The organism is Flavisericum labens (genome assembly GCF_045446075.1).
GTDB classification, from domain to species: Bacteria; Bacteroidota; Bacteroidia; order Flavobacteriales; family Flavobacteriaceae; genus Flavisericum; species Flavisericum labens.
Genome location: NZ_JBJJBQ010000001.1, coordinates 295663 through 310859, shown reverse-complemented (window position 1 = coordinate 310859; position 15197 = coordinate 295663). Strand labels below are relative to the sequence as shown.

Sequence of the window (15197 nt, the reverse complement as noted above, 5' to 3'; positions counted from 1 at the left end):
TTATAACAGTATTTTTCGCACGGTAATTTAACGATTTTTTTTGTATTTCATCGTGTTTTTTAGCTATTATTTGTATTTCATCGAAAAAATAAGTACTTAAACAACAAGAGCCCACCTAACGGCGGGCTCTTAAACCTTATATTTTTTTTATAATTATTTATCTAGTGTTGAAGTTCCTCTTCACCATCTTTTAAAGGTATATTTTGAGGAACAAAATCTACATCATGCCCAGGTTTACTGTAATCGTAAGCCCAACGATATACATGCGGAATTGCACCTGGCCAGTTACCATGCATATGCTCTACTGGGGCTGTCCACTCTAATGTTGTTGACTTCCATGGGTTTTGCGTAGCTTTCTTTCCATAGAAAATACTGCTAAAGAAGTTGTATAGATACACTATTTGAACGACTCCACCAACTAATGCAAATACAGTAATGATAACATTTACGTTAGCTAAATCATCAAATAAAGGAAAGTTACTATTTGTATAATATCGACGCGGTAAACCTGCCATACCTATAAAGTGCATTGGAAAGAATACACCATAAGCACAAACAGCAGTGATCCAAAAATGAATATACCCTAAGTTTTTGTTTAGCATACGACCGAACATCTTTGGGTACCAATGATAAATACCGGCAAACATACCATATAGTGCAGATATTCCCATTACTAAGTGGAAGTGAGCTACAACAAAGTAGGTATCATGTACATTAATATCTAAGGCACTGTCTCCAAGAATAATTCCTGTTAATCCACCTGTTATAAATGTTGATACAAAACCAATAGAAAATAACATGGCAGGATTCATTTGTAAATTACCTTTCCAAAGTGTAGTTATCCAGTTAAAAGCTTTTACCGCAGATGGAATTGCAATTAATAAAGTTGTGAACGTGAATACCGAACCTAAGAATGGATTCATTCCTGAAATAAACATATGGTGACCCCAAACAATAGTTGAAAGGAACGCAATGGCTAATATTGAAGCAATCATTGCACGGTAACCAAAAATCGGTTTACGTGAGTTAGATGCCATAATCTCAGAAACTAGACCCATCGCAGGTAAGATTACAATATATACCTCTGGGTGACCTAAGAACCAGAATAGGTGTTCAAATAAAACAGGCGAACCACCTTGATAATGTAATACCTCACCTTGAATAAATATATCTGATAAGAAGAATGAGGTTCCAAAACTTCTATCCATTATTAATAGTAGAGCTGCCGATAATAAAACTGGGAATGAAATCACACCAATAACAGCGGTAATGAAGAAAGCCCAAATAGTTAATGGCAATCTTGTCATTGACATACCTTTTGTACGTAAGTTTATTACAGTAACAATATAGTTAAGTGAACCCAACAAAGAGGAAGCGATAAATATGGCCATAGATACTAACCAAAGTGTCATACCCATACCTGAACCACCTTGAGCCATTGGTAACGCACTTAATGGTGGATAAATAGTCCATCCAGCTGCTGCAGGTCCTGCTTCAACGAATAAGGAAATCACCATGATTACACTTGATAAAAAGAATAACCAATAGGATACCATATTTAAGAATCCTGATGCCATATCACGTGCACCAATTTGCAACGGAATCAATAGGTTACTAAAGGTACCACTCAAACCAGCTGTTAATACAAAGAATACCATAATAGTACCATGTATTGTTACTAACGCTAGATAAATATCGGCATCCATAACGCCACCTGGAGCCCATTTGCCCAATAAAGCCTCAAACAATACGTTTGGCTCTTCAGGCCATGCGATTTGCATACGGAACATCATAGACATTAAAACCCCAATAACTCCCATTATCGTACCTGTAATTAGATACTGCTTAGCAATCATTTTATGGTCTTGACTAAATATATATTTAGTTACAAACGTTTCTTTATGATGATGTCCGTGGTCCTCTTCGTGAGCGTGGTTATCTGCGTGTGCTGACATAATCTTATATCGTTTTTCTTTTTTTTAATTAATTAACTAGAGAGTTCTTGAATTCCTTTTGTTCAGCAATCCAAGCATCATATTCTTCTTGCGTTTCTACTACAATCTTCATTTGCATATTGTAGTGGGACTTTCCACAAATTTTGTTACAAAGCAATAGATAATCAAACTCATAGCGTTCTAAAGGATCTTCACCTTTAGCAACAAGTTTTTTACTATTCTCAACTCTAATATTGTTAATGTTTTGAACTTTTTCTTGCATTTGAGGTGTTTGACGCATCTCAGCAGTGGTAACAGTCGGGGTAAAACCAAATTGTGTTATCATACCAGGAACACAGTTCATTTGTGCTCTAAAATGAGGCATATAAGCCGAATGCAAAACATCTTGTGAACGCATTTTAAACAATACTGGTTTTCCAACAGGTAAGTGCAACTCTGTAGTAATTACATCATCCTGCGCATTAGGATCAGCTTCATCCAATCCTAAAATATTAGCACGGTCTATATCAATTAATCGAACATTGGCTTTACCTAAGGTATTATCGGCTCCACCGTATCTTGCTTTCCAGTTAAACTGTTGCGCGTAAAGCTCAACTACTAATGGGTCATCACTTTCATCAACTCCCATGATATTTACCCAAGTACTCAATCCGTAAATAATTAAACCAGCTAAAACAATTACGGGAATAATAGTCCAAATAGCTTCTAATTTATTGTTATCTGCAAAGAACAGAGCCTTTTTACCTTTTTCGCCTTTGTATTTATAAGCGAAGTAGTGTAATAAAAACTGTGTTACTGTTTGAACAAAGAATATAATTACCATTGAAATAATCATTAAATTATCAATGGTTGGTCCATGCTCTGAAGCTGAATTAGACATTAATGGTAAATCGCCCCACTTAGCAAAACAAACAATGGTTATTATATATATGAAAGCCAAAAAGCCCATCATTAAATATCCATTTATTCTATTGTCCTTATCGGTAGCTACACCAGTATTGCCACTTTCGTTTTTAGCTTGTGCTAAATCGAAAATCTTTACCATTTGCCAGATGGCAATTAAAATAAATACTAAAACTATAATTGTTAATAAAGCAGTCATTGGTATCGTTCGTCTTTATTTATATCTTAATTAATAATGGAATTCTTCGCTTTCCTTTCTGAAAGGATAGCCCTTTACAAGTAATGGTGCTTTTGTTAAGGCTGTAAATACTACAAAAATGAACAATCCTGCGAAAAGCAACACTGAGCTTATTTCTGGAATACCAATAAACCATCTGTCACCTACAGTAGCTGGCATAATCATGTTAAAAATATCAATGTAATGTCCAAATAATATTACTAAACCTGCCATAACTACAAACCATGGAATACGTTTATAATCAGCATTCATTAGCATTAATATCGGGAATACAAAATTCATTACTACCATACCCAAAAATGGTAATTTATAATCTTGGAAACGTGTAACAAAATAAGTTACCTCCTCTGGAATATTTGAATACCATATCAACATAAACTGTGAAAACCATAAATAGGTCCAGAAAATACTGAAAGCAAACATAAACTTGGCAACATCATGTAAATGATTTTCGTTTACAAATTCTAAATAATTTCTTGATTTTAAATAAATTGTTATCAAAGCGATTACCGTTATACCACTTACAAACATACTAGCAAACACGTACCATCCAAACAATGTTGAAAACCAGTGTGGGTCAACACTCATAATCCAATCCCAAGACATCATCGATTCTGTATAAATGAAGAATACTAAGAATCCAGCTGAAATACGAAATGATTTTTTGAAGTTACTTTTATCGTCTGCAGTATCTTGAGCGATTGAGAATTTACGTGAAAAATGACGGTATAAACTCCATCCAGCAATAAAAATCAATCCGCGAATAACAAACCAAGGCAGGTTTAAAAAACTAGATTTTCCTTGAATTAATTTATCGTGTGCTACAACTTCTGGATCCATCCAAACAAATAAATTGTAATGGCCAATTGTACCTGATGCCACAGCAATAGCCAACACAATTAAAGCCCCAGGTAACAGATAAGCTGTCATGCCTTCCATAACTCTAAACAATACAGGAGACCAACCTGCTTGCGATGCAATTTGAATCGCATAAAAAGCTAAAACACCTAATGCTATCATCATAAAGAAAAACGCTGCTACATATAGTGCAGACCAAGGTCTGTTTGCTATTTGATGCTGTACATGCTCAATGTGCTTAGTATGCTCGTCGACTTCTGCATGAGCTTCCGCAGCATGATTGTCAACAGTTGCGTGCGCACCATGACTAGCTTCTGCATGAGCGGCTTCTTCACCATGACCACCACCATGATGTGATTCTTCTGCAAGCAAGGTTTCAACCTCTTCAAAAGATTTATGAGATGTCATAAAACCATATCCAACTCCTAATAGTCCTAAAACCATTAGAATGACAGAAAATGTCTTTAATTTATTTGAAAATGTATACATATCTATTATAATCTTATCAGTCTTACTTTTCTAAATCAGCCTTTAACATCAACACATACGAAACCACTTGCCAACGCTCTTCTTCGTTCAATTGATTCGCGTATGATCCCATAGCGTTTTTTCCGTAATAAATAACATGGTAAATACTACCTTCATTTATTGCTCTTCCAGCATCGTCGTAACTTGGGATACCAAGTATTTTTTCGCGTTTTACTAGTTTACCCTGTCCATCACCTTTATTACCATGACATATTCCACAGTAAATATCATAAAGTTCCTTACCTCTTTCTAAATCTACTTGAGTAGAATCTAAAGGACTTTTTAAAGTTTCTTTAGCAAAAGTGTAACCTTCAGTTGTATTTTCTATATCAAAAGGCACATACCCTCTAGGTATTGAACCCTCGGCTGGCAATTGTGCTTCAACTCCATTTCGAAATGCCTTAGACTCAGCATACGTTTCATAACTCACAGCCTCATACATGTTGGGCATGAACTGATAGTTTGGTGCAGTACTTTTATTACATGATACAGCCACAAAAACGACTGCTATTGCTACTATTTTAATTAAGCTTTTCATATTATCATTAATGGGCTTTATCAACTAAATTAACTTCAACTGCACCGGTTTCTTTAAGTAGACCTGAAAGTTCTTCTTCATTGCCATGCACAGCAACTTCCATTAAAAAATGGTCGTCTGTAGTTCTTGGGTCTGGATTTTCAGCATTTTTAAACGGCCACATTCTACTTCTTAAATAAAACGTAATGACCATTAAGTGGGCTGCAAAAAATACTGTAAGCTCAAACATAATTGGCACAAATGCTGGCATGTTCTCTAAGTAACTAAAACTTGGTTTACCCCCAATATTTTGCGGCCAATCTTCTATCATGATAAAATTCATCATGACAATAGCAACGGTAAGACCTACCAAACCATACATAAACGATGTTATGGCAATACGCGTTGGCGCTAAGCCCATTGCTTTGTCTAGCCCGTGAACCGGAAACGGTGTATATATTTCTTCAATATGATGTTTTGCTGCCTTAACTTTTTTAACGGCCGACATTAATACATCATCATCGGTATAAATAGCGTGAATAACTTTTGAAGCTTCCATTGACTATAATTAGTTTATTAATTTTTTAGCTTGACCTGCCCAATCATCGCGCTCTGCCCTTCCTGGGAAAGAACCAGTGATACTGTCTAACAAGTCATATTCTTTCTTGGTCATTTTACTTACTTGAAGGAAGGTATAAATACCAATGCCGTTTAGCACGTCCTCCATTTTAGGTCCAACACCACTTATTTTCTTTAAATCATCAGCTGTTTGAGTAGCAGTATCAAACGAACCAATACTCTCAAGCAAACTATTAACTTTATCTGATTTCTCTTCCTCCCAGACTTCAACTACTTCTTTTGTAGCAGCTTTAGCTGAAAGAGAAGATGTTCTTTGATCGGCACCCGTTCCTACTAAACTTTCGCCTCTTTCTCTGATGTTTTTATAACGCTCTCCAGAAGATTTTAAAATGGTTTTTACCTCTGCTTGTGCAATTACTGGGAATGTTCTTGAGTACAATAAGAACAGTACAAAGAAGAATCCGATGGTTCCAATGAAAATTCCAATATCTACGAATGTTGGAGAGAACATGGTCCATGATGATGGTAAGTAATCTCTATGCAATGAGGTAACGATAATTACAAAACGCTCGAACCACATTCCTATATTTACAACAATTGAGATGAAGAAAGAGAACATAATACTTGTTCTTAATTTCTTGAACCACATAAACTGTGGGGAGAATACGTTACAGGTCATCATTGCCCAGTACGCCCACCAGTAAGGGCCTGTTGCTCTATTTAAAAACGCATATTGTTCGTACTCAACACCAGAATACCATGCAATAAACAACTCGGTAATATATGCCACACCTACAATAGAACCTGTAATCATAATTACAATGTTCATCAATTCGATATGTTGTACGGTGATATAATCTTCTAGATTACACACTTTTCTCATAATAATAAGAAGCGTATTTACCATGGCAAATCCTGAGAATACCGCACCAGCAACGAAGTATGGTGGGAATATCGTGGTATGCCAACCTGGAATAACCGATGTGGCAAAGTCAAAAGATACAATGGTATGTACGGAAAGTACCAGAGGTGTTGCTAAACCTGCCAATACCAATGATACTTCTTCAAAACGTTGCCAATCCTTAGCACGTCCTGACCAACCGAAACTTAACAAAGAATATATTTTCTTTTGAAATGGCTTTACAGCTCTATCACGAATCATAGCGAAATCCGGTAATAAACCTGTCCACCAGAACACTAATGATACTGATAAATACGTAGAAATCGCAAATACATCCCAAAGTAATGGTGAGTTAAAGTTTACCCATAACGATCCAAATTGGTTTGGAATTGGTAACACCCAATACCCCAACCATGGACGACCCATGTGAATAATTGGGAATAAACCGGCTTGAACTACCGAGAAGATAGTCATTGCCTCTGCAGAGCGGTTAATAGCCATTCTCCATTTTTGACGGAATAACAAAAGTACTGCAGAAATAAGTGTTCCTGCGTGACCAATACCTACCCACCAAACGAAGTTAGTAATATCCCAGGCCCAACCTACGGTTTTATTTAAACCCCAAGTACCAATACCCGTAGATATTGTATATAGTATGCATCCAATACCCCAAAGAAAAGCGGCAAGTGAAATACCAAAAACTATCCACCATTGTTTATTTGCTTTTCCCTCTACAGGCTTTGCTACATCCACAGTAACATCGTGGTATGATTTTTCGCCTGTAACTAAAGGTCTTCTAATAGGTGCTTCGTAATGAGACGCCATAATTATATAATTGATTCTTTAATTAGATTTATGCTTCAGTTGTATTTCTCACTTTGGTTTGATACTGCACGTTAGGTTTTGTTCCTACATGCTCTAACAAGTGATACATACGGTTATCTTCTTTAAGTTTTGCAACTTTGCTTTCCTTATCGTTGATGTCTCCAAATGTCATCGCACCACTGCTACAAGCTGCAGAACAAGCTGTTTGGAATTCACCATCTTTAATTTCACGTCCGTCACGTTTTGCGTCAAGAATAGTTTTCTGTGTCATTTGAATACACATCGAACATTTTTCCATCACACCTCGAGAACGCACCACCACATCTGGGTTTAATACCATACGACCTAAGTCGTCATTCATATGATAGTCAAACTCATCATTTTCATTGTACAAGAACCAGTTAAAACGACGTACTTTATAAGGACAGTTGTTAGCACAGTATCTTGTCCCTACACAACGGTTGTACGCCATGTGGTTTTGACCTTGACGACCATGAGATGTTGCTGCCACAGGGCAAACTGTTTCACAAGGCGCATGATTACAATGCTGACACATTACTGGCTGGAATGCTACCTGTGGATTATCAGAAGCATGTTCCATTTCAGCAAATTCGCTTAACGAACTTCCTAAACCAGAAATATCGTCTTTCTTATCGTTATCGCCTTCAAATGATTCTTCAGACGAATAATATCTATCGATTCGTAACCAGTGCATATCACGGCTACGACGAACTTCAGTTTTACCAACAACAGGCACGTTGTTTTCAGCGTGACAAGCTATAACACAAGCGCCACATCCTGTACATGCATTTAAGTCGATTGATAGGTTAAAGTGGTGACCAATAGAACGGTCAAATTCATCCCACAAATCAACTTCAGGTGATGTTACTGGAGTTTCTTCGTGGTTTAAAGACACTACAGGAACAGCATTCCAGTGTTTTTTATCTTTAGTATTGAATATTTCTAAAGTAGTTTCCTTTACAATATCCCCACGACCCATTAAGGTATTATGCAACTGAACACAAGCAAATTCGTGCTCGCCGGATGCTGCTTCAATGGAAACACTTTGAACGTTGTTAAAGTTCTGATATAATGAATATGCATTAACACCAGTCTGCATTTCTTCTTTCACGCCTAGTGTTCTTCCGTAACCTAGTGAAAGTCCAACAGAACCTTTTGCTTGTCCTGGCTGAATAATTACAGGCACAGTGATGATCTTACCGTTTACAGTAACATTTGCATAGCTACCGTTTAGGGCACCATTCGCAACATGCTTATTAACTAAGCCCAATGCATCGGCATCAGCCTTAGACACTGTTAAGTAGTTATCCCAAGACGTTCTTGTAATAGGGTCTGGAAACTCTTGTAACCATGGGTTATTGGCTTGTTGGCCATCACCCATTCCAGTTTTTGTATATAATGTTAACTCTAAGCCTTCTGATTTTGCAGAAGCTGCTAAAGCTCTTGCTGCATTACTAAACGGTGTAGCTTGTGTTGGTTCTTCTTCAGTTCCTACCTCGGCTGTTTCTTCAACTTCTGTTTCAATTGAACCTACATAAATACCATCATGCAAAGCTTTGTTGAAAGAACTTTCACCTAAAATAGAAGATCCCCAAGCATCCTTGATGTAATTATAGTAAGACGTATCATTACCCGTCCACTTTAATAAAGCTTCTTGAAATTGTCTAGTGTCAAATAACGGACGAATAGTTGGCTGCGTTAATGCATAATGTCCTTTTTTAATCTCAACATCACCCCAAGATTCTAAATAATGTGGTGCCGCTGCTATATATTGTGCTTCAGTAGATGTTTCATCAACTTTCATTGAGAAGGCTACTGATAATTCAGTTTTTTTCAAACCTTCAACAAAATCTGCTGAGTTTGGCAATGTGTAAACTGGGTTAACACCACTCATAATGATGGCCCCAACTTTTCCGGATTTCATATCTAAAACCAATTGGGCTACCGCCTTATCACTACCTTGTCTTGTTTTTATTGGTGTTTTAGGGTCGAATGCTTTACTTCCTAATGCTTCATTAATCTCAAGAACCACAGTTTGTGCATTAACATCCTGAATTCCTGAAACAACCAATGCTTTACTTCCTGCCTTTTTCAATTGTGACGCCGCCTTTATTACAGCGTCTTCAATTTTCTCAGGAAGACTTCCAGACACAGAACCACCAACGATATAGCTATGTAATTTAGCTAAAGCGATTTTTTGTTGTGATGGTGTTAACGGCACACGCTTATCTGCATTAGCACCAGTTAACGACATATTAGATTCAAACTGAATGTGGCGCGACATTTTTCCGTGATCTGGCACTCTATTTTTAGAATAACCAGAATCGAATCCTCCACCTTGCCAATCACCTAAGAAATCAGCGCCAACAGAAACAATAGTCATGGCTTCAGCAAAATCGTAATTTGCCAATCCACGCTCTCCGTATTTAGCTTGGTAAGCATCTAGTGCAGCAGATTCTGAAACAGCATCATAAACTATATGACTTACATTACCGTATTTTTCTTTAAACTCTGAAATCAACTTACTAGTAGAAGGACTTGCATATGTTTGAGTCAACAGTACGATTCTCTTATTAGTAGCTGCTATATTTGTAAGCTTTCCTGTTGTTTCAGCATCAAAATCACTCCAAGTAATAGATAATTCACCTTTCTTAGGACCTTGAACTCTTAAACTGTCATACAGACCTAAAACTGAAGCATTCACTCTGGCATTCGCATTACCATTGGCAGCTGCCATCGAATTGTTTTCAATTTTAATTGGACGACCTTCACGCGTTTTCACCAAAACACTTGCAAAATCGAAACCATCCGCAATCGTGGTTGCATAGTAATTAGCAACACCCGGAATAATTTCGGTTGGTTGAACTACATAAGGTATCGATTTTTTTACAGGCCCTTCACATGCTGCCAAAGAAGCAGCAGCTGTACTAAACCCTACATATTTTAAGAAATCGCGACGAGTAGTTGAAGAAGATTCTAATGCCTCTTTATCACCTAAAAATTCATCAGCAGGAATCTCGTTAACAAACTCGTTTTCTTTTAGCGCCTCAACAATAGAGCTATTCTCGTTTAGCTCTTCAACACTTTTCCAGTATTTCTTGTTTGATGACATATGATATAATTGAATTACTTCTTGTTAATAATTAATAGTGACATTTACCACATTCTAAACCACCCATTTGAGCAGCGGTTAACTCATCAACCCCATACTTTTTAGAAAGTTCTTCATGGATTTTCTCGTAGTAAGCATTGTCTTTTACATCCACATTGGTTTCTCTGTGACAGTTAATACACCAACCCATTGTAAGCGGCGCATGCTGATAAAGCACTTCCATTTCTTCAACAGGACCATGACACGTTTGACACTCTACACCCGCCACTGTAACGTGTTGCGAGTGGTTAAAGTAAGCGAAATCTGGCAAGTTATGAATACGAACCCATTTTACTGGTTGTGATTCTCCAGTATATTTTTGATCGGCATCACTCCATCCTGCAGCTGCATATAGTTTTTGAATTTCCCCATCATAGAATTCTTTAGAGTACTCTGGAGATGTTTCACCATTGTATTCATAAATAGATTTATGACAGTTCATACAAACATTCAAAGATGGAATACCCGAAGTTTTACTAACTCTTGCAGAAGAGTGACAATATTTACAATCGATACCGTTATCTCCAGCATGTATTTTATGTGAAAAATGAATAGGCTGCACTGGCTGATACCCTTGGTCTACCCCTATTTGAGACAAGTAGCCATATACAAAATATGCACTTGACAACAAAAAGAATATCGCCACAACAATCATTAAAAATTGATTTTGCACAAAAGCTTTCCATAAGGGTTTTCTTGAAGTTGCTTCTGGCAAATCAATATTTTGAGCTGAGGCAAAACGACGCAATGTTTTGTTTACCAAATAAAGACCAGCAGCTAAAAGAATAAATAAAATAGCTAAGGCTCCTAAAATAATTTCATTTGAAATACCTCCTGATGAAGAACCACCTCCTTGAGCGCCTTGAACAGCTGTTGCGGTTTCAGCCGGAGCGGCTTTTTCTTCAGCTGTGTAGGCCAAAATATTACTTATATCTTCATCTGATAATTGTGGGAAAGCCGTCATGGCTGCACCACCATACTCATTATAGATTTTGTTCGCGTAAGCGTCGCCAGATTTAATAACCCCAGCACTGTTCCTAATCCACGCATAAATCCAATCTCTATCTAAGCCTTGTTCGTCTGACAGACGCTGCTCTACATATCGCAACGCAGGACCTGTCATTTTTTTGTCTAATTTATGACATGCCGCACAATTGGCATTAAACAAAGTTTTTCCTTTTGCAGGGTCTCCTTCTTGAGCAGAAAGAGAGGTTGTGAACGCTAATAAAAAAATTAAGCCTAATCGAAGTAAGTTTTCGCTCAATTTGCGGTGAATCACCTGTTTCATATTGTTGGTTATATTAACTTCTAAACTTTGGTATGATTTTTTCATTTACTAAAATAGTAAATTACATTTTAAAAAATCTGTCGCAAAAGTAATATTAAAAGTCCATTTTAGAAATGTTAGCGAAGTGTTAATTGTTAATTTAGAGCAATTCTAAATAATAAAAAAGCACACTTTTAAGTTAATAACTTATACATTTGTGAAAAATATTTGAAAATGAAAGCATTGAATAAAAGAATACGTTTTTTAAGCCTTTTTGTTTGCATTTTGAGTACTGTTTACAGCTTTTCCCAAGAGGGAGGTGTTGAAGTGAATCAGGACAAAAAAATAGACATTTTGTTAAACTTGAAGAAAGAAATGAACAAAAATGAAAATGATTCCGACCGTTATAAAATACAGGTATATTCTGGAAATCGCTCTGGTGCACGTGAGGCGCAAAGTGAATTCAGTAAGTCATTTTCTGACTGGAATCCTTCTATGCAATATGAAACCCCAAACTTTAAAGTGTGGGCAGGCAATTTTAGAACGAGGCTTGAAGCAGACCGCGCTCTGCTAAATATAAAAAGAAAATTTCCGGCCGCCTTTATTTTTAAACCGAAGAAATAGATATTAAAATATTCCAAAAAATAAAAAAGCGACTGTTAAGTCGCTTTTTTATTTTCTATAGTTTCATTAAAAATTACTTCAATTTCTTTTTAACCTCAACTTCATGGAAGGCCTCTACGATATCACCTTCTTTAACATCGTTGTAGTTTTTAATTTGCATACCACAATCGTAACCTTTGGTCACTTCTTTGACATCATCTTTAAATCGTTTTAACGACGCTAATTCTCCTGTGTACACAACCACGCCATCACGTATTAAACGAACACCAGAGTTTCTCATAATTTTACCATTGGTTACCATACAACCGGCAATAGTGCCTACTTTAGAAACCTTAAATGTTTCTCTTATTTCTGCAGTACCAGTAATCTCTTCTTTAAGCTCTGGCGACAACATGCCTTCCATTGCGTCCTTAAGATCATTTATGGCATCATAGATAATAGAGTAAGTTCTAATATCAATCTCTTCCTTATCTGCAATCGAACGGGCATTACCTACCGGACGAACGTTAAATCCTATAATAATAGCATCTGAGGCCGTTGCCAACAACACGTCACTTTCTGTAATGGCTCCAACTCCTTTATGGATAATATTAACATGGATTTCTTCAGTTGATAGCTTTTGGAATGAATCTGTAAGGGCTTCCACAGAACCATCCACATCCCCTTTAAGGATAATATTGAGTTCTTGGAAATCGCCAAGCGCAATCCTTCTACCAATTTCATCAAGTGTAATATGTCGTTGTGTTCTCACCGATTGTTCACGCTGTAGCTGAGAACGTTTGGAAGCAATTTGCTTGGCTTCACGCTCATCTTCAAAAACATTAAATTTATCACCAGCCTGTGGGGCACCGTCCAATCCTAAAATAGATACTGGAGTTGATGGGCCGGCCGCCTCAATATCGTGGCCTCTTTCATCGTGCATAGCCTTAACTTTACCACTGTGCTGACCAGCCAACACATAATCACCCACTTTTAATGTTCCTGCTTGAACCAAGATGGTAGACACATAACCACGACCTTTATCTAAAAAGGCCTCAACAACCGTACCTTGTGCCGGCTTATCTGGGTTTGCCTTGAGCTCTAACAATTCTGCTTCAAGCAATACCTTCTCCAAAAGCTCCTTGACACCTGTACCAAATTTGGCTGAAATATCATGGGATTGAATTTTACCCCCCCAATCTTCAACCAAAAGGTTCATATTCGCCAAGCCTTCCTTAATTTTTTCAGGGTTGGCATCTGGTTTATCAATTTTGTTGATTGCAAAAACAATAGGTACTCCTGCAGCTTGAGCATGCGATATAGCCTCTTTGGTTTGCGGCATAATATCATCATCTGCAGCAGCCACAATAATAGCAATATCAGTAACTTGGGCACCACGAGCACGCATGGCCGTAAAGGCCTCGTGACCTGGTGTATCTAAAAACGCTATCTTTTGTCCATTTTCCAACATTACGCCATATGCTCCGATATGCTGCGTAATTCCACCAGACTCACCCGCGATTACATTCTCTTCACGAATGTAATCCAAAAGTGATGTTTTACCATGATCCACATGCCCCATTACGGTAACAATTGGAGCTCTAGGTTCTAAATCTTCTGGTTTATCTTCTACTTCTTCAATAGATTCTTCTATATCTGCAGTTACAAACTCAACTTTGTAACCAAATTCTTCAGCAACGATTGACAGTGTTTCAGCATCTAATCGTTGATTCATGGTTACCATCATACCAAGTGACATACAAGCTGATATGATTTCGGTTACACTAACGTTCATCATAGTTGCCACTTCACTAGCGGTTACAAACTCGGTAACTTTAAGCACCTTGCTTTCTGCCGCCTCTATTTGTTGGTCTATTTCTGTTTGTTCTCTGTGCTGATCTCTTTTGTCTCTTCTGTATTTGGCGCCTTTACCTTTGCTAGATTTACCTTGAAGTTTTTCAAGTGTTTCACGCACTTGTTTTTTTACATCCTCTTCACTAGGCTCTTCCTTGACAGTACTTCTACGTCCTTTACCTTTAAAACGGTCGTTACCACCTCTGCCTGCGCCTCTATTATCTTGGGGACCACCAGCTTTACTAATTCTACGTCGTTTTCTCTTATTAGAACTTCCAGAATCACCAGGTTTTGAATCGGCTTTCTTTTCTTCTTTCTTTTTCTTGGGTTTATTAAATTGGGATAAATCAATTTTATCTCCCGCGATTTTTGGTCCGCTTAATTTTTTATACTGCGTTTCAACTTTTTCATCAGACTTAACCATCTCACCATCAATCTCAACTTGTCTTGGCTCAACCTTAGATACCTCTTTCTTTTGCTCCTCTTTAGATTTTTCTTCCTTTTTAGGAGTTTCTTTCTTTTCTTCTTTTTTGGCTACTGGTTTTTCTTCAACCTTTTCTTCTTTAGCCGCAGGGCTTTCTTCTTTTTTCTTAGGCTCTAAATCTATTTTACCCACTTGCTTTGGGCCTGATAGGGCTTTTGAGGCCTTTACAACTTCTTCTTCCTGCTTGGCTTTTTCTTTGGCTTCTTCTTCTTTTTGTTTGGCCTCCAGTTCTTTCTCGCGTTTAATACGCAAATCTTCCTTTTCCTTAAGCTTAGCCTCGCTAACTTTTTGTGACCTCATTTTTTTGTTAGCGTCTGTCTCAAATTCATCGGAAAGAACATTATATGTTTCCTCAGAAATTTTTGTAGTAGGACGCTTCTCTATTTCGATACCTTTTGAATCTAAAAATTCAACAGCTCGATCTAGTGAGATATTCAGTTCGCGTAATACTTTATTTAATCTAATTGTTTCAGCCATAAATTGCCTTTAAAATACTCAAATATATATATTATG

General features: G+C 37.2%; 10 protein-coding genes. 1 reads left to right on the top strand and 9 read right to left on the bottom strand.

Translation table 11 applies throughout. The annotated features are described in order from the left end of the window. Positions 1-161: 161 nt before the first annotated feature. From ACIEHO_RS01385 to ACIEHO_RS01350, 8 genes are read right to left on the bottom strand one after another with little or no spacing between them, the layout of a single operon-like run. Positions 162-1955 carry a cytochrome c oxidase subunit I gene (locus ACIEHO_RS01385; protein WP_406967875.1) on the bottom strand — a complete coding sequence of 598 codons (1794 nt, stop codon included), beginning with the start codon at positions 1953-1955 and terminating at the stop codon, positions 162-164. A gap of 28 nt (positions 1956-1983) precedes the next feature. Then, positions 1984-3057, bottom strand: coding sequence for a cytochrome c oxidase subunit II (locus ACIEHO_RS01380; RefSeq protein WP_406967873.1), 1074 nt, complete (start codon positions 3055-3057; stop codon positions 1984-1986). Between the two features lie 30 nt (positions 3058-3087). Next, positions 3088-4443, bottom strand: a complete 1356-nt coding sequence (locus tag ACIEHO_RS01375) for a quinol:cytochrome C oxidoreductase (RefSeq protein ID WP_406967871.1) — start codon at positions 4441-4443, stop codon at positions 3088-3090. A gap of 22 nt (positions 4444-4465) precedes the next feature. Continuing rightward, positions 4466-5020, bottom strand: a complete 555-nt coding sequence (locus ACIEHO_RS01370; RefSeq protein WP_406967869.1) for a c-type cytochrome — start codon at positions 5018-5020, stop codon at positions 4466-4468. Positions 5021-5027: 7 nt separating this feature from the next. After that, positions 5028-5558: a DUF3341 domain-containing protein gene (locus ACIEHO_RS01365; RefSeq protein ID WP_406967867.1), complete on the bottom strand. Its 531-nt coding sequence runs from the start codon at positions 5556-5558 to the stop codon at positions 5028-5030. Positions 5559-5567: 9 nt separating this feature from the next. Then, a complete protein-coding gene (nrfD, locus tag ACIEHO_RS01360; protein ID WP_406967865.1) occupies positions 5568-7304 on the bottom strand; it encodes an NrfD/PsrC family molybdoenzyme membrane anchor subunit in 1737 nt (578 codons plus the stop codon). 28 nt (positions 7305-7332) lie between these two features. Then, a complete protein-coding gene (locus ACIEHO_RS01355) occupies positions 7333-10437 on the bottom strand; it encodes a TAT-variant-translocated molybdopterin oxidoreductase (RefSeq protein WP_406967863.1) in 3105 nt (1034 codons plus the stop codon). A gap of 31 nt (positions 10438-10468) precedes the next feature. Further along, positions 10469-11764 (bottom strand): c-type cytochrome, encoded by a 1296-nt coding sequence (locus tag ACIEHO_RS01350; protein WP_406968692.1) that lies wholly within the window; start codon positions 11762-11764, stop codon positions 10469-10471. A 213-nt stretch (positions 11765-11977) separates the two neighbouring features. Between ACIEHO_RS01350 and ACIEHO_RS01345 the strand changes: the two genes are divergently transcribed. After that, complete coding sequence (locus tag ACIEHO_RS01345; RefSeq protein WP_406967861.1) at positions 11978-12367, top strand: SPOR domain-containing protein; 390 nt, start codon at positions 11978-11980, stop codon at positions 12365-12367. Positions 12368-12440: 73 nt separating this feature from the next. Here the strand turns inward: ACIEHO_RS01345 and infB are convergent, their stop codons facing one another. Next, positions 12441-15161, bottom strand: coding sequence for a translation initiation factor IF-2 (gene infB, locus ACIEHO_RS01340; protein ID WP_406967859.1), 2721 nt, complete (start codon positions 15159-15161; stop codon positions 12441-12443). Positions 15162-15197: the final 36 nt, after the last annotated feature.

Bases quoted from the DNA above. Each gene is read 5' to 3' on its own strand.
- ACIEHO_RS01380 (WP_406967873.1), bottom strand. From the start codon at position 3,057: ATGACTGCTTTATTAACAATTATAGTTTTAGTATTTATTTTAATTGCC.
- ACIEHO_RS01365 (WP_406967867.1), bottom strand. From the start codon at position 5,558: ATGGAAGCTTCAAAAGTTATTCACGCTATTTATACCGATGATGATGTA.
- ACIEHO_RS01345 (WP_406967861.1), top strand. From the start codon at position 11,978: ATGAAAGCATTGAATAAAAGAATACGTTTTTTAAGCCTTTTTGTTTGC.
- infB (WP_406967859.1), bottom strand. From the start codon at position 15,161: ATGGCTGAAACAATTAGATTAAATAAAGTATTACGCGAACTGAATATC.
- ACIEHO_RS01385 (WP_406967875.1), bottom strand. From the start codon at position 1,955: ATGTCAGCACACGCAGATAACCACGCTCACGAAGAGGACCACGGACAT.
- ACIEHO_RS01375 (WP_406967871.1), bottom strand. From the start codon at position 4,443: ATGTATACATTTTCAAATAAATTAAAGACATTTTCTGTCATTCTAATG.
- ACIEHO_RS01370 (WP_406967869.1), bottom strand. From the start codon at position 5,020: ATGAAAAGCTTAATTAAAATAGTAGCAATAGCAGTCGTTTTTGTGGCT.
- ACIEHO_RS01350 (WP_406968692.1), bottom strand. From the start codon at position 11,764: ATGAAACAGGTGATTCACCGCAAATTGAGCGAAAACTTACTTCGATTA.
- ACIEHO_RS01355 (WP_406967863.1), bottom strand. From the start codon at position 10,437: ATGTCATCAAACAAGAAATACTGGAAAAGTGTTGAAGAGCTAAACGAG.
- nrfD (WP_406967865.1), bottom strand. From the start codon at position 7,304: ATGGCGTCTCATTACGAAGCACCTATTAGAAGACCTTTAGTTACAGGC.